A 24,874-nucleotide genomic window follows, 5' to 3' on the forward strand; every position below is an offset into this window, starting at 1 on the left:
GGCCAGCTTCATTTCCGAGAATTCCTCATGCGTAGAAAGGCGATGGCGTGGTCGATCCAGCTGGCGTTGATGGGTGTGGCTGCTTCCGCGGCCGCCCAGGCTCCGGCTTCCTCTTCGGTACAACAACTGGACGCGGTGCAGGTCACCGGTTCGCGCATTCCGCGCGCCCAGGTGGAAGGCCCCGCCCCGATCACGGTGATCAACGCCGAACAGATCCGCTCCAGCGGCTTCACCAGCGTGCCGGACGTGCTGCGTGCGATGACCCAGAACGGCGGTGAGACACAGAGCCAGCAGTCTTCCAGCGGCGCCGACTTCTCGCCGGGCGCCCAGCAGGTGGACCTGCGCGGCCTGGGCCCGAACCACACGCTGGTGCTGGTCAATGGCCGCCGTATCGCCGACTTCCCGATGCCGTTCAAGGGCCGCAGCAACTTCACCGATGTCTCCAACATTCCGCTGGGGATGATCGAGCGCATTGAAGTGCTGACCGGCAGCGCCTCGGCCATCTATGGTTCGGACGCGATCGCCGGCGTGGTCAACTTCATCCTGAAGAAGAAGGCCGACGGCACCACCATCGACATGCGCATGGGCACCACCACCGAAGGCGGTGGCGAGTCGTTCGACATGAGCATCGCCAGCGGTTTCAGCCGTGGCAACTTCAACGCGGTGTACAGCGTCGAACTGCAGTCGCAGACCCCGCTGTGGGCCTATGAGCGCGACATCCAGGACTCGACCCAGGACGGCCCCACCGAGGGTTCGCGCATCGCGCGCCGTGCCTACCTGCGCACCGACTACAACGATGACTACCTGGACCCGGGCGCCGCCACCTGCGAAGCGCTGGCCGGGCAGAACCAGGGCAGCACCTACCGCGCCTATCGCCCGAAGTACGGCTACTACTGCGGCAGCGACAGCTCGATCGGCTACGGCACCATCCTCAGCAAGCGCCGCGGTGCCAACGGCTACGCGTCGCTGAGCTACGACTTCGACAATGGCCAGCAGTGGTTCGCCGACGTGCAGCTGGGCTACCACACGATGTCGCTGATGCGCGACGTCACCAAGTGGGGCCGCATGGATGCCAACGGCGATGAGTCGGGCTATTTCAACAACGAAGCCACCGGCGAGATCGAGTTCTGGCAGCGCCAGTTCTCGCCCGAGGAAATGGGTGGCCTGCGCAACGCCATGGTGCGCAGCACGCAGAAGACCTTCAGCGTGACCACCGGCTTCAAGGGCAACCTGACCGGCAACTGGGACTACGAAGCGGCGCTGAGCCATTCGCAGTACCAGTCGCGGATCAGCTGGGCGCAGATCATCGCCGCCAAGGCCAATGACCTGTTCCTCGGCCCGCAGCTGGGCGTGGATGACGACGGTTTCCCGATCTACAACGCCGACCCGTCACGCCTGTACCGGCCGCTGACCCGCGCCGAGTACGATTCGATCGCCGCGCGTACCACCTACACCCCGAAGTCGCGCACGGAGACCGCCGCCTTCACCCTGACCAATTCGGCGCTGTTCGGCCTTCCGGGGGGCGACGCCGGGTTTGCCGCGACCGTGGAAGTGGGCCAGCAGGCCTACTCGCTGAACCCCGATCCGCTGGCGACCGAGTACTACTACTACAGCTGGAAGGATTCGGACGGAAAGGGTTCGCGCAACCGCTGGGCGACCGCTGCGGAGCTGCGCATGCCGCTGCACGAGACGGTCAACCTGAGCGTGGCCGGCCGCTACGACCAGTACCGCTATTCCGGCCACACCATCGGCAAGGCGACCTGGAGCGGTGGCCTGGAATGGCGCCCGGATCGACACGCTGCTGGTCCGCGGTTCGTACGGCACCGCGTTCCGTGCGCCGGACCTGCACTACGTGTTCGCCGGCCCGGGCAACGATGAGACCACCGCCGAAGACCTGTACAGCTGCCGCGCGGACGGTGCCACCGACTGCGCCGACTACGAACGCAACCTGATCCGCAGCCGTACCGGCAACCGCCAGCTCGACCCGGAAACCAGCACCTCGTGGAGTGCCGGCTTCGTCTGGTCGCCGGCGATCGGCCTGGATCTGTCGGTGGACTGGTTCGACATCGACATGCGCAACCAGGTGCAGGACATGGACGTGCGCACGATCCTGGCCAACGAAGCGAACTGCCGCCTGGGCAGCGCCGACATCACCTCGCCGACCTGCGTGGATGCGCTCGCCCGCATCACCCGCAGCAACGACGGGCGCCTGTATGGCGTGCGCGTGGAGCCGATCAACGTCGCCCGCGAGTCTACCTCCGGCATCGACGTCGGCCTGCGCTACCGCCTGCAGACGGGCATCGGCGACTTCATCTTCAACGGCACCCACACCTGGGTGAAGAAGCATGATTTCCAGCGCTACCCGGGCGACCGTACCGAAGACCAGTTCGCAGTGAACAGCGGCTTCGACATCCCGCGCACCAAGACCAGCCTGAGCGTGACCTGGGAGAAGGATGCATGGTCGGCAACGGTGTACGGCTCGCGCCTGGGCAAGCTGCCGACCTCGGACAGCTACGACCAGGTGTTCGACTGGGACAGCGGCGACAGCCCGTACGTGAAGGCAACGTATCGCTACAACGCCTCGCTGCAGTACCGCTTCGACGACCACTCGCGCCTGTCGCTGTCGGTGGTCAACGTGTTCAACAAGATGCCGCCGAAGGACCGTACCTACACCGCCTACCCGTACTACGACGTGTCCTGGTTCGACAGCGTCGGCCGCACGATCAACCTGCAGTACACCCACAAGTTCGGTGGTAGCGCGCTGTAAGCGCCGGGCCAGCGCCGATACAGGAGACCCCCGCTTCGGCGGGGGTTCTTTTTCCACCGCCTGAACGGTTTCCAGGCAGGAGCTGCCACCTGGCCGGTCCGCGGCGGCTTTTTAGGAAACGGCTGATTCCGCGCCATCCGCGCCGCTCCCTAGCATGTTGCATGTTCCGCTTCCCCCGCCCTTCGCTGCAGCAGGCCGTGCCACCGACCACCGCGTCGGTGCTGCTGCGCTGCCTGACCGTATGCGTCTTCATCTGCCTGGCCGCCGCGGCCGGCTTCTACCTGCTCACGGCATTCACCGAAGACATCTCGACCCATCGCCGCGAAATGAATGCAGCGGCCTACAGGGCACAGATCTATTTCGACCAGCGCGAAGCCCTGCTGCGCTACCTGGGCGATTCGGTCGTGACGGGCAACCCGGATGCACCTGCGACGGACAGCGAAGGCATGCGCCAGGTGCCGCTGGATGGTGCTGGCGGCCAACCGGGCCAGCGGCTGCTGTTGTCAGCGCGCGCCGAGCACACGCTGCAGGCGCTGCAGACGCACCTGCTGCTGGTCGACGCACGGGGCGCGCATTGGCTGGCCGGTGGCGAGGTCGATGTCGACCTGGCGCGCCTGCCATCGCTGCGTGTGCTGCAGGCGCGCAACGGCAGTGTGGAAGGGGCCGACCCGGTGTACTGGCTGCGCCCGGGTGACAGTGGCGTTGCATTGGCCCAGCCGGTACAGGCGGGCCCCCATCCGACGCAGTGGCTGGTGCTGCTGCTCGATGGCGCGGCGGCGGCGGGCATGATCGACGGCCAGGGCATCGGCGGCTATGCGCTGCTCGACCGTGGCGGGCAGCCCGCCTTGTCGAGCCAGGCGCCGCGACTGGATGGTGCGGGCTGGAAGACCCTGCGGGAGCGCCAGGACGACAGCTTCGGCACGTTGTGGAGCGGCGGGCTTCCGCGCGGCGTAGCGCTGGTGAAGGGGGTTGGCAATGATGGCTGGCGGCTGGTCTACCACCTGCCGCCGCAGCTGCTGCTGGGCGACCTGGCGGTGCCCCTGCTGATCTGCGTGCTGTTGCTGCTGCTGGCAGGCCTCGCGCTGCGCCTGCTGCGGCATCGCGTGGACCTCCAGCTGATCCAGCCGGCCCTGCAGCAACACCGCCGGCTGCTGGAGAACCTGGATTTCAGTTCGACGGTGATCGACATGGCGCCGGTCGGCATCTGCGTCCTGCGCCGCAGCGACCGCGCGCTGCTGCTCTCCAACCAGCTGCTGCGCGACTGGCTTGGCGAAGAAGGCGAACACAGCGACTGGCAAGCGCCATGGCGCGGACATGCCGGGGAGCGCGGGCGTGGACTGGAATTCACCACCCGCGATGGTCGTCAGCTGCAGGTGCTGCACGCGGCCTGCCGCTACCAGGGCGACGACGTGCTGCTGTGCGTGTTCCATGACATTTCCCGGCACCGCCAGGCGCAGGCCGCGCTGTCGTCGGCACGCCAGGCCGCGGATGCGGCCAACCAGGCCAAGAGTGCGTTCCTGGCCACCATGAGCCATGAAATCCGGACTCCGCTCTACGGCGTGCTGGGCACGCTGGAGCTGCTCGGGCACACCTCGCTGGACGCCCGGCAGTCGCAGTACCTGCGCACGATTGAGAGTTCCTCGTCGGTCCTGCTGCAGTTGATCAGCGATGTGCTGGATGTTTCCAAGATCGAGTCCGGGCAGCTCACCCTGGAGCCGGCGGCGTTCTCGCCGCGCGAGCTGACCGAGAGCGTGCTGCGCAGCTTCGCCGCGTCGGCCACCTGCAAGGGCCTGCAGATCCTGGTCTGTACCGATCCGCGCCTGCCGACGCGGGTGCTCGGTGATGCCGACCGCATCCGCCAGGTGCTGGGCAACCTGCTCAGCAACGCGATCAAGTTCACCGAGCATGGCCGGGTGGTACTGCGCGTGCGCCAGGTGCAGCGCGAAGGCGAATCGAGCGTGCTGGCCTGGCAGGTCACCGATACCGGCGTGGGCATCGCTGCGGAGGAACAGGCGCGGTTGTTCGAACCGTTCCGCCAGGTCCGAGGCGCGGCCAGTGCGCAGGGCACCGGGCTGGGCCTGTCCATCAGCGACCGCCTGGTGCGCCTGATGAGCGGTGAGCTGCAGGTGGTGAGCGAACCCGGCCTGGGCAGCAGCTTCAGCGTGCGCCTGCCCTTGCCGGTGCTGGCCGCTGCCGAGGATGGTCCCGCGCTGCTGCCGGAGCCGCCGATCCTGGTCCGCGGCCGTGATCGCGAACTGGTCGACAGTGCCTGCGGCTGGCTGCGTCGGTGGGGCGCCAACGCGCAGCCCCTGCAGGGCGACCCTGCACTGCTGGACCACGACGGCGCGATCCTGATGGACGGCGAGGCCGGGATGCCGTTGGCCTGGGCAGGCCCCCGCGTGGTGGCATCGATCGACGGCGGTGACCAGCCCACCGTTGCCGCCGATGGCAGCCTGGTGGTGACCCTGCACGGGATGACCGCGATCGGCAATGCACTGGCCAACGTGCAGCAGCAACGTGCGGCGCTGCCGGAAACATCGCGCGCGGCAACGCCGATGCCGCTGGGCCTGCACGTGCTGGCCGTCGAAGACAACCCGATCAACCGGGTGATCCTGGCCGAGCAGCTGCGCACCCTCGGCTGCGACGTGGAGCTGGCACAGGACGGTGTGGAAGCCCTGCAGCGATGCCGCGAGCAGTCTTTCGACCTGGTGGTGACCGACATCAACATGCCGCGCATGGACGGCCACGCGCTGGCCCGCCAGCTGCGCGATGACGGCAACCCGGTGCCGGTGATCGGCGCCACCGCCAATGCCACCGCCGAGGAGCGCGAGCGCTGCCTGGCCAGTGGCATGCAGGGCTACCTGAGCAAACCCATCGACATCGCCCGCCTGCGCAAGGCGCTCAACGCCCTGCGCCAAGGAGACCCCGCATGACCCAGCGTATCCTGATCCTGGAAGACCAGCCCTTCCAACGTGGCTTCCTGGCCAACCTGTTCGGCAGCCGCGCCGGCGTGCAGGTCGATGCCTGCGAGGACGTGGATGCGGCCATCGCGCTGTGTGCGTGCCAGCCCTACGACCTGGTGGTCAGTGACCTGCTGATGCCCGGGCAGGACGGCATCCAGTTCATCCAGGCGCTGGCGGCACAGCCGCGCCCGCCCCGCCTTGCGGTGGTCAGCGCCGCGCCGCGCCGGATGATGACCTCGGCACGGCTGATGGCCGAATCGCTGGGGCTGGATGTGATCGGCCTGCTGCCCAAGCCGGTGGCGGCCGCCGATGTGGACGCCCTGTTCGAGGCCCTGGCGCAGGCCCGTCCGGCCGCCGGCGAGGCCCCCACGCGCGCGGCGGCTGCGCCCGAACCGGATGCATCGCAGCTGCGCCAGGCCATGGCCGATGGCAGCCTGACAGCCTGGTTCCAACCGAAGAAGTCACTGCAGTCAGGACGGGTCGTGGCGGCCGAGGCACTGGTGCGTTGGCGCCACCCGCAGCTGGGCACGCTGGCCGCTGGCAGCTTCCTGCCGGCAATCTGCCGCTATGGGCTGGAGGGCGATCTGCTGCGGATGATGCTCAAGGCCAGCATCAGCGCACAGGCACGCTGGCGCAAACAAGGCTTCCGGGTACCGGTATCGATCAACCTGCCCCCTCACCTGCTGGAGCAGTCGGACCTGCCCGACGAGCTGCTGGCGCTGACCCTGGCCAACGGCGGTACGCCCGGTGAATTGTGCTTCGAACTGATGGAAAACAGCACCACGCGGCACGTCAGCGACTTCTATGCCGGCGCCTGCCGCCTGCGCATGAAGGGCTTCGGCCTGGCCCAGGATGATTTCGGGCAGGGCCTGAGCTCGGTCCACAACCTGGTCAATACCCCCTTTACCGAGGTCAAGATCGACCGCGCCCTGGTCAGCGGATGCGCGCGCGACCCGGCCCTGCACCTGACCCTGTCGACGGTGATCGCGCTGGCCAACCAGCTGGGCCTGACCATCGTGGCAGAGGGCGTGGAAAGCGATGCCGACCTGGCCGCCCTGCGCCAGCTGGGGTGCAGCCAGGTGCAGGGTTTCCTGATCTCGCAGGCGCTGCCGTCGGATGAATTCACCCGCCTGCTGGACGAGGAAGCGCCCCAGGTGGACGAGTCGCCGCGGGCCGCCCTGCGCTGACACGGATTCCACGTCGGCTTCACGAAATCATCAAGTGGCATTGACGATCCTGTCTGTGCAGTGGCGGCGGACTTTGCGCTGCCGCCACCGGTGCCGCTGACCGCCCCCTGCTCCGAGACCTGCCATGCCGGCCGAGGCCGCTCCTGTACGCCGACTCGCTCGCCGCTCGCTGCGCGTCCACGCCCTGCTGATCGGCGTGGTGGTGCTGGCGACCCTGCAGGCCGGACTGCTGCTGTCGGCCGGCTCGCAGCTGGTGAACGAAGAGCGCAGCAAGATCGAATACCACTTCCGCCGCCTGGACGGCACGCTGCGCGAGCAGGAGCGCTTCCTGCGCCAGTGGCGGCTGCATGATATCGGCACGCGGGGGCAGCCGGTGGCCGATGCCAGCGTGGAGCTGCAGCGCGGGCCGTTGTTCGCCAACTTCGCGGTGATCGGGAGCGACGGGGCCAGCCTTTCGCCACCGACCGAACTGGGCGACCGCTTCCTGCGCTTCTACGGCACGTTCTGGTCGGCCTCGCGCTATCCACCGCCACAATGCCTGCTGGTCGATGGCCAAGGCACGCGCGGGCTGCTGGCACCGGTACAGATCGCCGGTACCGATGCGAGCCAGAACAGCCCGCATCACCTGCGCCCGGCGATCACCGGCATCCATCAGGTCATGGGTACGCGGCCGGCGCTGCAGCGCGGTGGCATCGTCTGGGTGGGCGTGCCATGGCGCGACCGGCAGACCTGGCTGCTGGCCATCGCCCACGCCCCGCAGGATGCGCGCCTGTGGGGTGAGGACGACAAGGATTCGCAGGCGGCGTTGGCCTGCCTGCTCGATCCCGGCCGTGTCGATGACTACCGGCAGGTGCTGGGCGTCCCGGTGTTCCAGCGGCTGTCGCTGTTCGATGCCAATGGCCAGCGCCTGCTGGGCGATGCGGCCGATGCCAGCGACGCCGGCACCTCCTGGCAGGCCGGCCTCGATGGCCTGCAGTTCCGCATGCGCAGCGAACGCGGCTGGCTGGCGGTCTACCACGTCGGCTGGCGGCAGGTGTTCCAGCACCCGCAGGGGCCCTTGCTGGGCGCGACCGTGGTCGCCCTGCTGCTGGCACTGGGTGGCACGCTGGTGCTGCGCGCGTACCGGCGTTCGGTCATCGAGCCGCTGCGCAGCAACCACGCGCGCCTGCTGGAAAGCGAAGCCTTCAGTCGCACGATCCTGGACAACGCGCCGATCGGGCTGTGCCTGCTGCGCCGTACCGATGGCAATGTGCTGCTGGACAACGCCCTCGCCCGTCGCTGGCTGGGCGAGGACTACCATGCCGGTGGCTGGCATGGCCCGTGGCGGCGCAGCGTACTGGCTGCCGGCGGCACCACGCTGGGCGATGGCCTGGCCTACGCCACGCCCGAAGGCCGCCACCTGCTGGTAACCGCGACACCGGCGCGCTATCGCGGCGAGCCGGCGGTGCTGTGCCTGTTCATTGATCTGAGCAGCCAGCATGAAGCCGAGCAGGTGCTGCAGCAGGCGCGCCGCGCCGCCGACCAGGCCAACCGCGCGAAGAGCCAGTTCCTGGCCACCATGAGCCATGAGATCCGCACGCCGCTGTACGGCGTGCTCGGCACGCTTGAACTGCTGGGGCTGACGCCACTGGATGCGCGGCAGCAGGACTACCTTGCAACGATCCAGCGTTCATCCTCGACCCTGATGCAGCTGATCAGCGACATCCTGGATGTCAGCAAGGCCGAGGCCGGGCAACTGAGCCTGGAGCCCAGCCCGTTCGATCCGGTGCGGCTGACCGAAGACGCGCTCGACTCGTATGCCGCTGCGGCCGCCAACAAGGGGCTGCAGTTCTACGCCTGCATCGATGCCGACGTGCCACCCATGGTGTGTGGAGATGCCGCACGGATCCGCCAGGTGCTCAACAACCTGATCAGCAATGCGCTGAAGTTCACCGACAGCGGGCGCGTGGTGGTCCGCGTTTCGGCACGCTGGCAGGAGCAACGCTGCTGGCTGCAATGGCAGGTGGCCGATACCGGTATCGGCATTGCCAGCGAACACCAGGCGCATCTGTTCGAGCCGTTCTTCCAGGCCAACCCGGGCACCGATGCGATGCGGGGCACCGGCCTCGGCCTGGCCATCTGCGCGCACCTTGTGGCGTTGATGGAGGGGCAGCTGCGCGTGGTCAGCGAGAGCGGCCTGGGCAGCAGTTTCAGCGTCGAACTGCCGCTGCCATCGGCGCCGGCGGATCCGCAACAATCCCCCCCGCCGCAACTGCCCGCCGGCCTGCAGGTACAGGTGCGGGGCAGCGTGCGCGAACTGGTGCAATCGCTGTGCGAGCGCCTGCAGCAGCGCGGTGCACAGGCCAGCGTGTACCGGGAGGACAGCGCAGCAGGCCTGCCATCGTCCGGCGTGCTGCTCGAGCTGGTCCTGGACGACTCGCTGCCCGCATGGGCGGGTGGACCGCGCGTGGTCGCCTGCCGCGAAGGCGGCGTGCGGCCACGGCAGGTCGATGGCGCCTGGCAGGTTGGCCTGCATCGGTTCGACGCGATCGTGCTCGCCCTGGCCGCGGCCAGCGGCCAACCGCTGGCCGCCAGCGCCGAAGGGCGCTTGCCGGCGACGCGCCATTTCGGCCTGCAGGTGCTGGTCGCCGAGGACAACCCGATCAACCAGGCGATCCTGCGCGACCAGCTGGAACAGCTCGGCTGCCGCGCCGTGGTCGCCAGCGATGGCAATGAAGCGCTGGGCTACTGGCAACAAGGGGCGTTCGCGCTGGTGCTGACCGACCTGAACATGCCCGGGCTGGATGGCTACGGCCTGGCCCGCGCCTTGCGGGCACGTGGTGTCAGCGTGCCGATCCACGGCGCCACCGCCAATGCCGACCCGGCCGAACGCCAACGCTGCCAGGAATCCGGCATGCAGGGCGTGCTGGTCAAGCCAATCACGCTGGAAGCCCTGCAGCGCCTGCTGACCCGGATCACCGACGGCGATGCGCCGGCCCCTGCGATGCAGGAGCACCTTGTGTCCACCTCGTCGCACGACAAGGATCCCCCGCTGCAGGTTCCGGCGAAGATGCAGTCGCTGTTCGTACAGACCATGCAGGCCGACCTGGACAGCCTGCGCCAGGCGATCGCCGCTGCCGATCCCGCCCGCGTGGCGCAGGTTCTGCACCGCATCCGCGGCGCACTGGTGATCGTCGGTGCACCTGCGCTGGTGGACAGTGGCCTGCAGATCGAACAGCGCCTTGCCGGCGGCGATGACCTGGCCACCCAGGCGGCCGCTCTTGCCGGGTTCCGCCAACGCCTCGAACAGCTGCTGCATCCGCTGCTCGACACTGCATCCCCCTCCCTTCCTGACGACCCGACCCTGCCATGACCACACGGATCCTCATCGCCGACGACCACCCGATCGTGCTTGCCGGCATCCGCGACGTACTGGCCGGGGAGCTGGACCTGGACATCGTGGGCGAAGCGGCCGATCCGGCTACGCTGATCGAGCTGATGACCCGGACCCGGCCACAGGCGGTGATCACCGACTACAGCATGCCGGGGGGCGACCGCTTCGGGGACGGCATCAAGCTGATCTCGTTCCTGCGCCGCAGCTTCCCGGAGACGCGCCTGCTGGTGCTGACGATGGTGTCCAATCCGTCGTTGGTTGCGGCGATGTATGCCGCCGGCGCGGGCGGCGTGGTGCTCAAGAGCCATGGATTGGGCAGCCTGGTACAGGCCCTGCGCGTAGTGCTGGCCGACCGCGTCTACCGCCCCCCGGGACTGCTGCCGGTAGCCGCGAGCGAACCTGCCGATGCCGATGCGGTCCGTGCGCGCCTGTCGCCGCGCGAGCTGGAGGTGATCCGCCTGTTCACCAGCGGCATGAGCGTGGGCGACATCGCGCGCCAGCTGCAGCGCAGCGCCAAGACGGTCAGCACGCAGAAGATCAGTGCGATGCGCAAGCTCGGCGTGGACAGCGACCAGGCGCTGATCGAGTACTGCCTGCAGGCCTCGCTGTTCGGCTGAGGCCCACTCCCGGCTGAATCCTGCTGGCCCTGCAACGGGGCCTGCAATGGCTTTAGGAAACGCCTGATTCCATCGGACAAGGACGATTTCTAGGCTGGAGACATCCCGCCAAGGTGCACCTGCCGGCTGTTGCCGCATCGCCATGGGGGACGGAAGTCCGATGGCGCCTGCAGGCGCCGTCGCGTGGGACTTCCGCAGCGACGCGGCCCTGCCGCGTCAGTCCGTGCAGCCTCGCTGCGCCCTGCCACAGGAAGTCCATCAGCATGAACGCCTCCCCCACACGGCACCGCCGTGCGTACGGGCGCGCGCGCGCCACGCGTGTGCCCCTCATTCCCAGCCTGCTGGCCACTGCCCTGTGGGCAGCCCTGCCGGCGCATGCCGCAGACCTCACCGGCCCGCTGCTGGTCAACGACGGTGACAGCCTGCAGCTGGGTGCCGACGATGTCCTCAACCACAGCGCGGGCAGCTTCGCACTTACGGTCACCGGTACCGGCAGCAATGCGCTGATCGACGGCAGCCGCATCCACGTGACCGGCAATGGCAGCGGCGTGTCAGCCGCCAATGGTGGCCAGGTGCAGCTGCGCGGCGCAACGCTGTCGATCGCACCGGCGACCGGCACGGGCTTCTATGCGCTGTATGCCAATGGTGCCGGCAGCGTGATCGACGCACGCGATGTCGACATCGATACCACCCGCAACGGCAGCGGCTATGCCAGCGTGCAGGCATCCAACGGTGGCGTGATCCGCTACACCGGAGGCCGCATTGCGATGACCGGCGGCGTCGGCACCCTGGCCGGCGCCTCCGGCAAGGGCAGTGAGGTGCATCTGGATACCCTGCAGATGAGCGCCGACAGTGGCGCACGCCTGCGCGCCGAAAGCGCCGGCCTGCTGACGATCCGCAACAGCCGGATCACCCTGGCGCCCGGTGGCATCCTCGCCGGCGTCGCCGTCGATGGCGCGGGCAGCCGCGCCGAGTTGTACGACACCTACCTGGACGGCGGCTGGTTCGACATCGGCAGCGGCGGCAGCGTGCTGCTCGAGAACGTGGAAGCGCACTCCGTAGGTGGCAGCATGCGCCTGCTCGGCAGCAGCATCAGCAAGACCTATTCCAGCGCGGTGATCAACGGCGGCAGCTTCTATACCGTTGGCGGCTATGGCGTGAACATCAACAACTGGGGCCAGCTGACCGCCCGCGATGCAGCGTTCGACGTGCGCGACGGCTTTTCCGGATTCTGGCTGGCCAGCGACGAGTCGCGCCTGCAGCTGACCGACAGCACCATTGATACCTGGACGGACACCTACGGCTACGGCGTGGAGATCGCCGGCGGCGTCGCCACCGTGCAGGGTGGCCGGATCACCACACACGGTGATGCGACCTACGGCGTGCGCGTGACCGGCTCCACCGGCAGCACCGCCAGCCGCATCGAAGCCAACGGCAGCGTGATCGACGTGCGCGGCAACGGCGGTGGCGGCGTGTTCATCGGCGGCTCCACCGCCACCGCGCTGCTCGACAACGTTGCGATCCGCAGCGACGGCGAGAATGTGTTCGGCATCGTGCACATGAACACCGCGCGGCTGACCCAGGCCGACCGCCTGGACATCCGCATGACCGGCAGCAACAGCGGCGGCTACCGCTCCTACCTGACCGCGTTCGGCCCGTACTGGAACCGTGCCACCCTCAACGACAGCCACATCGAGACCGCCAGTGGCGCCGCGTTCTGGCTGCAGGGCAGCAACCACGCATTGACCGTCAATGGCAGCGACGTGACCGCAGGCGACGGCAGTGGCCGCTTGCTGCGGGTCAGCGACACCGTGTTCACCGACGGCAGCAGCGTGGCGACCAGCCGCATCGACTTCAGTGCCGACGCCAGCACGCTGCGTGGTGACGTAGTGGTCGACAGCGCAACGGCCGACGTGCACATGCTGCTGGGCAACGGCACCACGTTCAGCGGTGCCCTGCGCAACGACTCCGGCTACCAGGTCGCACAGCTGGCGCTGGATGGCAGCAGCCAGTGGAACGTACGCGCCAGTTCCAGCGTCGGTACGCTCGAACACGCCGGCACCATCGCCTTCGATGCGCCGGCGGCGGACGGCTTCAAGACGGTCACTGTCAGCGGCGACTACGTGGGCAATGGTGGCCAGTGGATCTTCAACCGGGCGCTGGGCGACGACACTTCGCTGGGCGACCAGCTGGTGATCAACGGCAACAGCAGCGGCACCGCCAGCGTGAGCGTGCGCAATGCCGGCGGCGCCGGTGCACTGACCCAGGAAGGCATCCGCCTGATCACCGTGGCCGGCCAGTCGGATGCACAGTTCAGCCTGCAGGGCCGCGCGGTCGCCGGGGCCTACGACTACTTCCTGTTCAAGGGCGGTGTGTCGACCCCGGATGATGGCAACTGGTACCTGCGCTCGGAATACGTGCCGCCGGTCGATCCGCCGGAACCGCCGGATCCCCCGATCGACCCGCCGCAGCCGCCGGAACCGCCGGTCGACCCGCCGTCGCCGCCGGGACCGCCGATCGATCCGCCGTTGCCGCCGGAGCCGCCGATCGATCCGCCGCGGCCGCAGGTGGAACGCCCGGAACCAGCGGCCTACCTGGCCAACCGCAGCGCTGCGCTGGGCATGTTCCGGCACAGCCTGCACGACCGCGCCGGTGATCCCGCCGCCCAGGCCGGCACCAGAAGTGACGCCGTGGCCTGGATCCACCTTCGCAGCGCGCAGCCCGACAGCCATGACCGCAACCGCCAGGTGCACGTCGATGGCCAGATCAGCAGCGTACTGGTCGGCGCCGGACGCCGCTTCGAGGTGGGTGGCACGGGTGAACTGCAGGCCGGTGCGATGCTCGGCCATGGCCGCGCGCGCAATGACAGTCGCTCGCAGGTGACCGGCTACACCGCGCGTGGCGTGGTCACTGGCACCAGCGTGGGCGCCTATGCCACCTGGCTGCAGGATGCGCGCATGGAAGGCGGCGCCTATGTGGATGGTTGGCTGCAGTACGGCCGCTTCCGCAACAGCGTGCAGGGCGAAGGCCTGCAGAAGGAGCGCTATGACGCCCGCAACTGGAGTGCGTCGGCCGAGGCCGGCTATGTGCTGCCCCTGCGGCGCACGGCGCAGCGCGGCATCTACCTGGAACCGCAGCTGCAGGTGGTGCACAGCCGCTATGACAGCGACCGCGTGATCGAGGCCAACGGCACGGTGGTCGAAGACCGCGGTGGCGCCGAGACCAGCACCCGCCTCGGCCTGCGCCTGTACAGCCGTGGATTGAGCGCGGCGCAGGGCCAGGTGCACCCGTACGTGGCGGTGAACTGGTGGTCCGGCGGCAATGGCGCGGGCCTGGCAATGGACGGCGAGCGGCTGCAGCGGCAGCTGCCGCGCGACATCTACGAAGCCAAGGCCGGCGTGCAGGTGGATCTGTCCGGCGGCTGGCGCGGCTGGGGTGAACTGAGCCGGCAGAGCGGCGGCATGGGCTTCCGCGACGTCGGCGCCCAGCTGGGCGTGTCGTACAACTGGTGATGCGGGACGTGCCCGGCAAGGGAGTGCCGGGCACTTTTTCCACATGCGGCGTGGAAAGCGATGGGGGTTTGGTGTGGACAAGTGCCTGCGAACCTCACGCAGCAAGCGTTTCAGCACGTGGCTGTTTTTTGTCCACGCCCCTTCGCGGTTTTCCACACCCGTCGTGGAGAGTGGTTGGGATTTGATGTGGACAAGTGGGTGGGAGTGTTGCCGCGCAGGCGTTTCGAAGCGTGGTGAAAATTTGTCCACACTGCACGGGCAAGCCGTGTAAGGCCATGTAAAGCCGAGCATGGGCTCGGCTCTACAGCGGCGGGCGCGGTTTTCCACATCCGCCGTGGAAAGCGATGGGAGTTTGCTGTGGACAAGTGACGGCGAACATCACACCGCAAGCGTTTCGCACTGTGGTGTTTTTTTGTCCATTACCGGAAACGCGAACGCCCCGCACAGGGCGGGGCGTCCGGGGTCGATCCAATGCCGCTGGATCAGACGTTGAAGCGGAAGTGCAGGATGTCGCCTTCCTGCACGCGGTATTCCTTGCCTTCCAGGCGCAGGCGACCGGCTTCCTTGGCACCGGCTTCGCCCTTGTACTTGATGAAGTCGTCATACGCGATGGTTTCAGCGCGGATGAAGCCCTTCTCGAAGTCGGTGTGGATGACCGCGGCAGCCTGCGGGGCGGTAGCGCCCTTGCGCACGGTCCACGCACGGACTTCCTTCACGCCGGCGGTGAAGTAGGTCTGCAGGCCGAGCAGGCTGTAGGCCGCGTTGATCACGCGGTTCAGGCCCGGCTCGCTCAGGCCGAGGTCGGCCAGGAAGGTATCGCGGTCTTCGTCGTCGAGCTGCGACAGTTCTTCTTCGATCGCGGCCGACACCGGCACCACCTGCGCGCCTTCAGCGGCAGCATGCGCACGCACGGCTTCCAGGTGCGGGTTGTTCTCGAAACCGTCTTCCAGCACGTTGGCGATGTACATCACCGGCTTCAGGGTCAGCAGGAACAGGTCGCGCACCAGCGCCTTCTCTTCCTCGTCCAGGCCCACCGAACGGCCGGACTTGCCGTCCGACAGCGCCGCCTGCAGCTTGGCCAGCACCGGCTTGCGCGCCGCGGCGTCCTTGTCGCCGCCCTTGGCCGCGCGCTCGGCGCGGTTCAGCGCCTTCTCGACGCTATCCAGGTCGGCCAGCGCCAGTTCGGTATCGATGGTTTCGATGTCCGAGATCGGGTCGACCTTGTTGTTGACGTGGATGACGTCGGCGTTCTCGAAGCAGCGCACCACGTGGGTGATCGCATCGACTTCGCGGATGTGCGCCAGGAACTTGTTGCCCAGGCCTTCACCGCTGGCGGCACCGGCCACCAGGCCGGCGATGTCGACGAATTCGACCGCGGTCGGGATGACCTTCTGCGGGTTGATGATCGCTGCCAGCTCGTTCAGGCGCGGATCCGGCACCGGCACGATGCCGACGTTCGGCTCGATGGTGCAGAACGGGAAGTTCGCCGCGGCGATACCCGCCTTGGTCAGCGCATTGAACAGGGTCGACTTGCCGACGTTGGGCAGGCCGACGATGCCACATTTGATACCCATGGGTTGAATCCGGGTTTGAGTGTAAGTGGATGATTCGGGATTCAAGGCTCGCCTGCGGGCATGCCTTCAATCCCCAATCGTCCTTCCAGTAGCCCGCGCTAGAACGCGGCGTACAACCTGTGACGTTCTGCGTACGCTTTCAGCAGTTCTTCAAGCTGGCCCTCGTCGACCAGTGCATAGAATCGCCCATCCAGCGCATCAAGTGCTGTTTCGACTTCATCGTCGAGCCACCCGTCAGCACGATAGATCTGCAGGCGTCTTTGCGCATGATGATCTTCCATGGCCTCATTGCCAAACAGTAGCTGCTGGGCAGCGAGCACGATGTCTCGCACGCCAAGCTGCTGCATCTCCCCAAGCCCTGCAAGCGCTTCAGCAATGTAGGCGCCAGCAGAATTGAGGAAATAGGCATCAAGCCCTCCACGATAGACATCATTGATGAGCGCGTTGATCGCAAAGTAACGCTGATCCTGCACTGACAATCCGGCAAATCCACAACCGTTCCCGTGGACCTGTTCGATCAACCAATGCCAATGCCGCCCCTCTGCTGATTCTCCGAAGCGCTTCCGCTCTTCGCGAATCTCCCGATCCCGCGTTCTCGCCATTTCCATGCTTTGCCGCGTGCCATTCCGGCACGGCATGCAAAGCCCATTGTTCCGGGCCGCCGTCGCCAGCAGGATCATGGCGCCACACACGGTGCAGGGAGTACGCGGGTCGGTCATGGTCAGCGCGGAGTGTGCAGCCGCTTCATCGCTTCGCTGAAATCGCCCTGCACCGCCAGCGGCAGCACGTCGATGGCATCGTCGATGGCGCGCGAAATCAGTACTTCATCATCCTTGGAAGGGCGTCCCAGTACCCAGCCCACCACGCGGTCCTTGTGGCCGGGATGGCCGATGCCCACGCGCAGGCGATGGAACTTGCCGTGGCCGAGCAGGCGGATGGTGTCGCGCAGGCCGTTCTGGCCGCCGTGGCCGCCATCGAACTTCAGCCGCGCCACGCCGGGCGCCAGGTCCAGTTCGTCGTGGGCCAGCAGGGTTTCTTCCGGCTCGATCTTCCAGAACCGCTGTGCGGCGGTGACCGACTTGCCGCTGAGGTTCATGAAGGTGGCGGGCTTGAGCAGCCACACCGTCTGCCCGGCGATCTCGACCTTGGCGGTCTCACCGAACAGCTTGCTGTCCACGTTCCATCGCGCACCGGCTTTTTCCGCCAGGGCCTCAACGAAATGAAACCCGGCATTGTGCCGGGTCCGGGCGTGTTCCGATCCGGGGTTGCCCAGACCGACGATCAGTCGCAGTCCTGCCATGGTTCCTTCCAATACGGTGCCTGCCCGGAGGCAGGCACCGTAGGGTATTACTCGGCGGCAGCCGCTTCTTCGTCAGCCGCGTCGGCCTTGCCGGCCTTGGCGGTGACGATGGCGTCGTCGTGGTCCTTGCCCAGCGCCAGGGCCGGGATTTCCACGCCCTTCGGCAGCTTGATGTTGGACAGGTACACCACGTCACCGGCCTTCAGCTCGCCCAGGTCGACTTCGATCGACTCCGGCAGGTCCTTCGGCAGGCAGGTGATGGTCACTTCCTTCAGTTCGTGGGTGACCACGACGTCGGCAGCCTTGCCGGCCGGCGAGGTGTCTTCGTTGATGAAGTGCAGCGGGACCGAAGCGGTCAGGGCTTCGTTCTCGTTCACGCGCTGGAAGTCCAGGTGCATGATCAGCTGCTTGTACGGATGGCGCTGCATGTCACGCAGCAGGACCTTCTGCACCTGGCCGTCCAGGTTCAGGTCCAGGATCGAGGCATAGAACCACTCGTTCTGCTGGGCCAGCCAGATTTCGTTGTGGTCCAGGCTGATGGCGACCGGCTCGGCGTTGCCGCCGTACACGATGGCCGGGATCACACCAGCGTGACGCAGGCGGCGGCTCGCACCCTTACGCTGCAGTTCACGCTTGGTGACCTTGATTTCATGGGTCTTCGACATTTTCGACTACTCAGGTTGTTGCCGCGCCTTGCGGCGTGGCGGTTGAAGATGCTTCCGCGACCAGAAGCATCCGGGGTATGTCCCCGCCGTTGCCGGCAGGGACGAAAAACTCAGTCGACGTACAGCGAGCTGACCGACTCGCCGAAGGCGATGCGGCGCATCGTTTCGGCCAGCATTTCCGCCACGCTCAGCTGGCGGATCTTGCTGCACACCCGCGCTGCGTCCTTCAGCGGGATGGTGTCGGTCACCACCAGCTCGTCGAGCTGGGAATTGGTGATGTTGTCCACCGCCGGGCCCGACAGCACCGCATGGGTGCAGTAGGCGGCGACCTTGAGCGCACCGCGCGCCTTCAGGGCAGCGGCAGCGGCGCACAGGGTGCCGGCGGTATCGACGATGTCATCGACCATCACGCAGGTCTTGCCTTCGACGTCACCGATGATGTTCATCACGGTGGAGACGTTGGCGCGCGGGCGGCGCTTGTCGATGATCGCCAGATCGGCGTCATCCAGGCGCTTGGCGACCGCACGGGCGCGGACCACGCCGCCCACGTCCGGCGACACGACGATCAGGTTCTCGGTGCCGTAGGCGCGCCAGATGTCGGCCAGCAGCAGCGGGGACGCATACACGTTGTCCACCGGAATATCGAAGAAGCCCTGGATCTGGTCGGCGTGCAGGTCGACGGTCAGCACGCGATCAGCGCCAGCGGTGCTGAACATTTTCGCCGCCAGCTTGGCGGTGATCGGCACGCGCGAGGAACGCATGCGGCGGTCCTGGCGCGAGTAGCCGAAGTACGGCACCACGGCGGTCACGCTGGCCACCGATGCGCGCTTGAGCGCGTCGATCAGCACCAGCAGTTCCATCAGGTTTTCCGCGCTCGGCGCGCAGGTCGGCTGGATCACGAACACGTCCTGCTTGCGGACGTTCTCTTCGATTTCCACCTGCACTTCACCATCGGAGAAGTGCGAGACCAGCGCCTTGCCCGGGCGGACTCCCAGTTCCTTGCAGATGTTCTGCGCCAGACGTTTGTTGGCGTTGCCGGAAAAGACCAGCAGGTTCGGGGACTCTTGCATCATGATTGTCTCGGGCGGGGACGAGTGGCGGGGATCCGGGGTCGGCAAGGACCCGATGGACCCTTGCTGCTGACAACACCGCGGTTGTTTCCACGTCCCGCGCAGGTGATGCGCTGGAAGGCGCGGACACAGCCGCTATTGGCAGGGGCGGTAGGATTCGAACCTACGAATGCCAGGATCAAAACCTGGTGCCTTGGGCCTCTTGGCGACGCCCCTGCATTGATAAATCTAGTGTTGCTCGAGTGCATCCAGCAGTGGCGAACGCGCAACGCCCGCTGCCACCCTTGCCCGCAACTCCTTCGGCAATTTCGACCGTCCCTGCTCTGCAGCAGACTGCGACGCGAACTCGACGAAACAACCACTTCCCGAACCGGTCAGCCGCGCCGCGCCGATGTCGCTCAACGCGGCAAGCGCCGCCTCGACGGCAGGCTCACGGCGGCGCAGCACCGGTTCGAACGCGTTCCCGACCAGGGTCCCGGAAGCGAAGTCCTCTATTTTCGCCACTGGGCTGTCGCGCGTCAAATCCGGGTCTGCAAACAGGACCGGCGTAGGAACATGAACGCCCGGTTCAACCACCACATACCAGGCCGGGGCCAGCGTGATCGGCTGCAGGCGCTCGCCCACCCCCTCGGCCCAGGCATTGCGGCCACGCACGAACACAGGCACGTCGGCGCCCAGGCGCAGGCCCAGCGCCGCCAGCGCGTCTTCGTCCAGGCCCGCCTGCCAGAGCCGGTTCAGCACTACCAGCACGGTGGCCGCATCGGACGAACCACCACCGAAGCCACCACCGGCAGATACATGCTTTTCAACGATGATGTCCGCGCCTTGCGCGACATTCGCCACTTCTTTAAGCAGGCGCGCGGCACGCACCGACAGATCATCGGCCTCGGCCACGCCGGCCAGGCCCTCGCCCTGCCGACGCACCTGGCCGTCTTCACGCAGTCGCAGGCCGATGCGGTCCCCCCAGTCCAGCAGGCGGAACACGGTCTGCAACTCGTGGTAGCCGTCGGCCCGGCGGCCGGTGATGTGCAGGAACAGGTTCAGCTTGGCCGGGGCCGGCCACCAGGACCAGCCCGCGTCGTCGCGCCCGGCACTCATGGCGTGCCCTGCCCCCACTGGTCCACCAGCAGGCGCACCTTGGCGTCGCCATTGCTGGCTTCGATCCGGCGCGGCAACGCCGGGCGCCCGGCCTCGGCGGGATACCAGTCCAGGTACTGCACCTGCCAGCCCATCTGCTGCATGCGACGCGGCCGGCCTTCACCGTCGCGCTCGACCTTCTCCGGACCGGCAGCATCGCCGGCCACCAGGCCACGGATCCACTCCGGCAGCTGGTTGACCGGAATGTCCCAGCCGGTCGCCTCGAGCAGCAGCTGCTGGGCATCCTCACCGTCACGGGTGCCACCGGCCAGCCCTTCCAGGCGACCGGCTTCGGAATGGGTATCGCCGGTCAGCTTCCAGCTCTGCCGGGTCACCGGCGCGCTCAGCTCGACCACATAACGGCGCCCGTCCTGCTTCCAGTCGATGCGACCGCTGCCACCGTCCTTGCCTTTGCTGACCGCGACCCGTCCCTGGAAGGCCCAGTCCGGCTGTGCCTGCAGCGCGGCCACGCGCGCTGCCTCGGCCTGCGCCGCTTCAGCCGAAACAATCTCGACCACCGCTGGCGCCGGGGTCTTCTGCGTGCCGACGCTGGTACAGGCGCTCACCGCCAGGGTCGCGGCCGCCAACAGCAGCGGCCGGATCAGGGAACCACTCATGGATTGAATTTCTCGCGGGCGCGCAGCAGCGCGCGGTTTTCAGGGTCGAGCTTGGCCGCTTCGTCGAAGAAGTGGCGGGCCTCATCATGCTTGCCCAGCACCCACAGCACTTCGCCGACGTGGGCGGCGATCTCCGGGTCCTTGGCCAGGGTCCAGGCCCGGCGCAGCTGCACCAGCGCTTCTTCCTTGCGACCCAGGCGATACAGCACCCAGCCGTAGCTGTCGACGATGGCGGCGTTGTCCGGCTCGGCCACGCGGGCGCGGTCGATCAGCTCCAGCGCCTCCTGCAGGCGGCCGGTACGGTCAGCCAGGGTGTAGCCCAGCGCGTTCAGCGCCGGCACGTTTTCCGGGTCGGTCACCAGGATCTTGCGCAGGTCGGCCTCGGCGCGGGGGATATCGTCGCGGCGCTCCCAGGTGAGCGCTCGGGCGTACAGCAGGCCGTTGTCGTCCGGGTAGGCGGCCAGGCCGCGGGCCAATGCATCCAGTTCGCCGGCACTGTCGTCGCCGCGCTGGCGCAGCTCGGCCTCCAGCAGATAGGCGTCGCGGCGTACATCGTCATCGACCACTGCATCGGACTGGATCGCGTGCACTTCCTCCAGTGCCAGCGGCAGGCGCCCGGCCAGGGCCTGGGCATTGGCCGCGCGCAGGCGCGCTTCGCTCAGTTCATCGCCACCGGGCACGCTGTGGTACCACTGCACCGCCTCGGGGTAACGCTTCAGGTACTCGGCGATCTTGCCCAGCAACAGGCGCTGCGCAGGATCCGGCTTGGCCGCCTGCCGCGACAGCTCGTTGTAGAGATTGGACAGCGCAGCCTTGTCGCCCTGCTTGGCCAGCAGCGAGGCGCGCATGCCCCAGGTCTGTACGTCCTGCGGGCCGAACGCCAGTACGCGCTCGGCCGCAGCCGGCTGTCCCAGGCTGTCGTAGGCGATGGCCACCGCATTGCGCAGCTCGGGGTCCTGGCGGGTCTTCGGCTCGACGTCGTGCAGCAGCGACAATGCCTTGTCGGTCTCGCCCGCCTGTTGCAGCTGGCTGGCACGCAGCAGCGCCACACGCGGCTCTTCCGGGAAGCGCTTGACCACTTCATCGATCATGCGCCGCGCCAGCTCGGGTTTGTCCATGCGCAGGGCCAGGCGACCGAATTCCTGCCAGGCCTCGATCTTGGGTGGAATGGCATTGGCATCGACCAGCTCGCCCAGCACCTGCGCCGGTACCGCCGGGTCGCGGCCACCGCCGATCAGTGCGGCCAGGGCGAACTTCCAGCCACGCTCGTCGGGGTCGGCCAGCAGCGCCTGCAGCTCGGTGCGGGCGGCCTTCACATCGCCCTGGCGCATGGCCAGCGCACCGGCGGCGCTGCGCATGGTCAGCGAGCGTGGGGCGCGTTGCTGCCACAGCGCCAGGCCCTTGGCGGCGCTGGCATCATCGTTGGCGAGCATGGAAATGCGGGTCGCGCGCTCGGCCAGGCCGGCGTCGCCGTCGGTCTGCTGGGCCGCCTGCAGGTACCAGCGCGCGGCCTCGGCCAATTTGCCGGCCTGCAGGGCGAACTCACCGGCCATCACCGGTTCCAGCGCCAGTTCCTCAGTGGCCGCGGCCCGCACGGGGGCCTTGGCCGGCACCGCCGCCAGGGACTGGGCGCAGGCCAGGGACAGCAGCAGAACACTGGGGATGCGAATCAATGCGGGCATCGTCGGCATCGGGGCCTTAAAATGTCGTCCAATGGCCAGCAGCTTATCGCAAGCAACTGAACAATGACCCTGTGGGTGCTCGGACTGAATCACCAGACCGCACCGGTGGAGCTGCGCGAGCGCGCGGCCTTCGCCGGTGAGGCGTTGCCGCGTGCGCTGGGCTCGCTGCGCGATACCCCGCAGATCGCCGAGGCAGTGCTGCTGTCCACCTGCAACCGCACCGAGCTGTACGCCGTGGCCGAGTCGGCACAGGCGCTGGACCAGTGGCTGCACAGCCAGGCCGGCGACCTGCAGGGCTACCTGTACCAGCATGCCGATGCCGAGGCCGTGCGCCACCTGTTCCGGGTCGCCACCGGGCTGGACTCGATGGTGCTGGGCGAACCGCAGATCCTCGGCCAGGTGAAGGATGCCTGGTCGACCGCGCGTGACCATGGCCTGCTCGGCCAGCGCCTGGACCGCTTGTTCCAGCAGACCTTCTCGGTGGCCAAGCGTGCGCGCACCGATACCCAGGTCGGCGCCAACCCGGTGTCGGTGGCCTCGGCGGCGGTGCGCCTGGCGCAGAACGCGTTCGCGCGACTGGACGACTCCACCGTGCTGCTGGTCGGTGCCGGCGAGACCATCGAACTGGCTGCACGTCACCTGAGTGAAGGCAAGGTGCGGCGACTGCTGATCGCCAACCGCACCCTCGCCCACGCGCAGGAGCTGGCCAGCCGTCATGGCGGCGTGGCACTGCCACTGACCGAACTGGACCGCCACCTGGGCGAGGCCGACGTGGTGTTCTCGGCCACCGCTGCGCGCGAGCCAGTGATCCACCGCGAGATGGTGGCCAAGGCCCTGCGTGCGCGCCGGCACAAGCCGATGCTGCTGTTCGACCTGGCCGTGCCGCGCGACATCGAGGCCGAGGTCGGCACGCTCAACGACGCCTTCCTCTACACCGTCGATGACCTGGAACGCGCGGTGGAAGACAACCGCCGTGGCCGCCGCGAGGCCGCCGCCGAGGCCGAGGCGATCATCGACCTGCAGGTGTCGCGCTTCGTCGAGACCCAGCAGGCCAGCGCCCACCAGGCACCGCTGCGGCAGCTGCGTGCGTTCGGCGAAGCCACCCGCGCCGAACTGCTGGAGCGCGCGCGCCAGCAGCTGGCCAACGGCAAGCCGGCCGACGAAGTGCTGGAACTGCTGGCCCACGGCCTGACCAATCGACTGCTGCATCCGCCGACCGCCGCACTGCGCGCCGCCGCGCTGAGTGGCGATGCTGACCTGACCCGCGCCGCCGAGCGCCTGTTCCCGGCCACGCCGGGTTACCGCCACCCACCCGTGAGACCCGATGACGCCGACCCTGCGCCGTAAGCTGGAAGCGCTGGCCGAGCGCCGCGAAGAACTGGAACGCCTGCTCGCCGAACCCGATGTGGTCGCCGACAACACCCGTTTCCGCGACCTTTCGCGCGAATTCGCCCAACTTGAACCGGTCGCCACTGCACTGGCCGATGAAGCCCGTGCCAAGGCCGACCTGGCCGCCGCCGAAGGCATGCGCGCCGACCCCGACCTGCGCGAACTGGCCGACGAGGAAATCGCCGCTGCGCAGGCGCGCCTGCAGGAACTGGAAGAAGAACTGGCCCTGCTGCTGGTACCGCGCGATCCGCGCGACGAAGGCAACCTGTTCCTGGAGGTGCGCGCCGGTACCGGCGGCGACGAAGCCGCGATCTTCGCCGGCGACCTGTTCCGCATGTACGCCCGCTATGCCGAGCGCCAGGGCTGGAAGGTCGAGATCGAATCGGACAATCCCGGCGAGCATGGCGGCTACAAGGAAGTGGTGGCGCGCGTGGTCGGCCGGGGTGCGTTCTCGCGCCTGAAGTTCGAATCGGGCACGCATCGCGTGCAGCGCGTGCCGGCCACCGAGTCGCAGGGCCGCATCCATACCTCGGCGGCCACGGTGGCGATCATTCCCGAGGCCGACGAAGTCGACGACATCGTCATCAACCCGGCCGACCTGAAGGTGGATACGTTCCGCTCGTCCGGTGCCGGTGGCCAGCACGTCAACAAGACCGAGTCGGCGATCCGCATCACCCACGTGCCGACCGGCGTAGTGGTGGAGTGCCAGACCGAGCGCAGCCAGCACGCCAACCGTGACAAGGCGATGAAGCGGCTGAAAGCGCAGCTGCTCGATGCCGAGCGCCAGCGACAGGACGCCGCGCAGGCCGAATCGCGGCGCCTGCAGGTCGGCAGCGGTGACCGTAGCCAGCGCATCCGCACCTACAATTTCCCGCAGGGCCGGATCACCGACCACCGCGTGGAAGGCCTGACCCTGTACGACCTGCCCAACATCCTTGCCGGCGACCTCGACCCACTGCTGCAGCGGCTCAGCCACGAGCACCAGGTCGACGCCCTGGCCCAGCTGTCGGCGGGCTGAGCA

15 protein-coding genes, 1 tRNA gene and 1 pseudogene are annotated in these 24,874 nt (G+C 67.8%); 8 read left to right on the forward strand and 9 right to left on the reverse strand.

From position 1 onward, the window contains the following. Positions 1–27: 27 nt before the first annotated feature. From ACXI0D_RS08180 to ACXI0D_RS08205, 6 genes and pseudogenes are all read left to right on the forward strand, one after another. Positions 28–2,767: pseudogene (locus ACXI0D_RS08180) on the forward strand (TonB-dependent receptor plug domain-containing protein). A 161-nt stretch (positions 2,768–2,928) separates the two neighbouring features. After that, the gene (locus tag ACXI0D_RS08185; RefSeq protein WP_479642467.1) at positions 2,929–5,700 is read left to right on the forward strand and encodes a response regulator; all 2,772 of its coding nucleotides are present in this window, start codon (positions 2,929–2,931) and stop codon (positions 5,698–5,700) included. Next, the gene (locus ACXI0D_RS08190; protein WP_101764971.1) at positions 5,697–6,917 is read left to right on the forward strand and encodes an EAL domain-containing response regulator; all 1,221 of its coding nucleotides are present in this window, start codon (positions 5,697–5,699) and stop codon (positions 6,915–6,917) included. The genes ACXI0D_RS08185 and ACXI0D_RS08190 overlap by 4 nt, the downstream gene beginning before the upstream one ends. 124 nt (positions 6,918–7,041) lie before the next feature. Beyond that, positions 7,042–10,269 (forward strand): hybrid sensor histidine kinase/response regulator, encoded by a 3,228-nt coding sequence (locus ACXI0D_RS08195; protein WP_479642468.1) that lies wholly within the window; start codon positions 7,042–7,044, stop codon positions 10,267–10,269. Next, entirely contained in the window at positions 10,266–10,907 is a 642-nt protein-coding gene (locus ACXI0D_RS08200; protein ID WP_014036089.1) for a response regulator, read from the forward strand. Before ACXI0D_RS08195 ends, ACXI0D_RS08200 begins: the two co-directional genes overlap by 4 nt. A gap of 263 nt (positions 10,908–11,170) precedes the next feature. Continuing rightward, positions 11,171–14,419: an autotransporter family protein gene (locus tag ACXI0D_RS08205; protein ID WP_479642469.1), complete on the forward strand. Its 3,249-nt coding sequence runs from the start codon at positions 11,171–11,173 to the stop codon at positions 14,417–14,419. A gap of 482 nt (positions 14,420–14,901) precedes the next feature. On the opposite strand, the gene ychF is transcribed toward ACXI0D_RS08205, so the two are convergent. The 9 genes from ychF to ACXI0D_RS08250 form a co-directional block, all read right to left on the reverse strand. After that, the gene (ychF, locus tag ACXI0D_RS08210; protein WP_014036087.1) at positions 14,902–15,993 is read right to left on the reverse strand and encodes a redox-regulated ATPase YchF; all 1,092 of its coding nucleotides are present in this window, start codon (positions 15,991–15,993) and stop codon (positions 14,902–14,904) included. 98 nt (positions 15,994–16,091) lie between these two features. Continuing rightward, positions 16,092–16,673 (reverse strand): DMP19 family protein, encoded by a 582-nt coding sequence (locus ACXI0D_RS08215; RefSeq protein WP_232528226.1) that lies wholly within the window; start codon positions 16,671–16,673, stop codon positions 16,092–16,094. A 41-nt stretch (positions 16,674–16,714) separates the two neighbouring features. Further along, a complete protein-coding gene (pth, locus tag ACXI0D_RS08220; protein ID WP_019338143.1) occupies positions 16,715–17,293 on the reverse strand; it encodes an aminoacyl-tRNA hydrolase in 579 nt (192 codons plus the stop codon). Positions 17,294–17,340: 47 nt separating this feature from the next. Further along, on the reverse strand, positions 17,341–17,958 hold the full coding sequence (locus ACXI0D_RS08225; protein WP_014036085.1) for a 50S ribosomal protein L25/general stress protein Ctc: 618 nt from the start codon (positions 17,956–17,958) through the stop codon (positions 17,341–17,343). A gap of 110 nt (positions 17,959–18,068) precedes the next feature. Next, entirely contained in the window at positions 18,069–19,028 is a 960-nt protein-coding gene (locus ACXI0D_RS08230; protein WP_005415400.1) for a ribose-phosphate diphosphokinase, read from the reverse strand. 139 nt (positions 19,029–19,167) lie between these two features. Then, positions 19,168–19,244, reverse strand: a tRNA-Gln gene (locus tag ACXI0D_RS08235). A 12-nt stretch (positions 19,245–19,256) separates the two neighbouring features. Next, positions 19,257–20,126, reverse strand: a complete 870-nt coding sequence (gene ispE, locus ACXI0D_RS08240) for a 4-(cytidine 5'-diphospho)-2-C-methyl-D-erythritol kinase (RefSeq protein ID WP_479642470.1) — start codon at positions 20,124–20,126, stop codon at positions 19,257–19,259. Next, positions 20,123–20,782 (reverse strand): lipoprotein insertase outer membrane protein LolB, encoded by a 660-nt coding sequence (gene lolB, locus ACXI0D_RS08245; protein ID WP_049445898.1) that lies wholly within the window; start codon positions 20,780–20,782, stop codon positions 20,123–20,125. The genes ispE and lolB overlap by 4 nt, the downstream gene beginning before the upstream one ends. Continuing rightward, the gene (locus tag ACXI0D_RS08250; protein ID WP_479642471.1) at positions 20,779–22,464 is read right to left on the reverse strand and encodes a tetratricopeptide repeat protein; all 1,686 of its coding nucleotides are present in this window, start codon (positions 22,462–22,464) and stop codon (positions 20,779–20,781) included. The genes lolB and ACXI0D_RS08250 overlap by 4 nt, the downstream gene beginning before the upstream one ends. Positions 22,465–22,527: 63 nt before the next feature. On the opposite strand from ACXI0D_RS08250, the gene hemA reads away from it, so the two are divergent. Then, complete coding sequence (hemA, locus tag ACXI0D_RS08255; RefSeq protein ID WP_032130429.1) at positions 22,528–23,811, forward strand: glutamyl-tRNA reductase; 1,284 nt, start codon at positions 22,528–22,530, stop codon at positions 23,809–23,811. Continuing rightward, positions 23,789–24,871 (forward strand): peptide chain release factor 1, encoded by a 1,083-nt coding sequence (gene prfA, locus ACXI0D_RS08260; protein WP_049445902.1) that lies wholly within the window; start codon positions 23,789–23,791, stop codon positions 24,869–24,871. The genes hemA and prfA overlap by 23 nt, the downstream gene beginning before the upstream one ends. Positions 24,872–24,874: the final 3 nt, after the last annotated feature.

The organism is Stenotrophomonas sp. C9D9, from assembly GCF_056491205.1.

Excerpts from the sequence above, each read along its gene's own strand:
- ACXI0D_RS08185 (WP_479642467.1), top strand. The coding sequence starts at position 2,929 with ATGTTCCGCTTCCCCCGCCCTTCGCTGCAGCAGGCCGTGCCACCGACC.
- ACXI0D_RS08190 (WP_101764971.1), top strand. The coding sequence starts at position 5,697 with ATGACCCAGCGTATCCTGATCCTGGAAGACCAGCCCTTCCAACGTGGC.
- ACXI0D_RS08195 (WP_479642468.1), top strand. The coding sequence starts at position 7,042 with ATGCCGGCCGAGGCCGCTCCTGTACGCCGACTCGCTCGCCGCTCGCTG.
- ACXI0D_RS08200 (WP_014036089.1), top strand. The coding sequence starts at position 10,266 with ATGACCACACGGATCCTCATCGCCGACGACCACCCGATCGTGCTTGCC.
- ACXI0D_RS08205 (WP_479642469.1), top strand. The coding sequence starts at position 11,171 with ATGAACGCCTCCCCCACACGGCACCGCCGTGCGTACGGGCGCGCGCGC.
- ychF (WP_014036087.1), bottom strand. The coding sequence starts at position 15,993 with ATGGGTATCAAATGTGGCATCGTCGGCCTGCCCAACGTCGGCAAGTCG.
- ACXI0D_RS08215 (WP_232528226.1), bottom strand. The coding sequence starts at position 16,673 with ATGATCCTGCTGGCGACGGCGGCCCGGAACAATGGGCTTTGCATGCCG.
- pth (WP_019338143.1), bottom strand. The coding sequence starts at position 17,293 with ATGGCAGGACTGCGACTGATCGTCGGTCTGGGCAACCCCGGATCGGAA.
- ACXI0D_RS08225 (WP_014036085.1), bottom strand. The coding sequence starts at position 17,958 with ATGTCGAAGACCCATGAAATCAAGGTCACCAAGCGTGAACTGCAGCGT.
- ACXI0D_RS08230 (WP_005415400.1), bottom strand. The coding sequence starts at position 19,028 with ATGCAAGAGTCCCCGAACCTGCTGGTCTTTTCCGGCAACGCCAACAAA.
- ispE (WP_479642470.1), bottom strand. The coding sequence starts at position 20,126 with ATGAGTGCCGGGCGCGACGACGCGGGCTGGTCCTGGTGGCCGGCCCCG.
- lolB (WP_049445898.1), bottom strand. The coding sequence starts at position 20,782 with ATGAGTGGTTCCCTGATCCGGCCGCTGCTGTTGGCGGCCGCGACCCTG.
- ACXI0D_RS08250 (WP_479642471.1), bottom strand. The coding sequence starts at position 22,464 with ATGCCCGCATTGATTCGCATCCCCAGTGTTCTGCTGCTGTCCCTGGCC.
- hemA (WP_032130429.1), top strand. The coding sequence starts at position 22,528 with ATGACCCTGTGGGTGCTCGGACTGAATCACCAGACCGCACCGGTGGAG.
- prfA (WP_049445902.1), top strand. The coding sequence starts at position 23,789 with ATGACGCCGACCCTGCGCCGTAAGCTGGAAGCGCTGGCCGAGCGCCGC.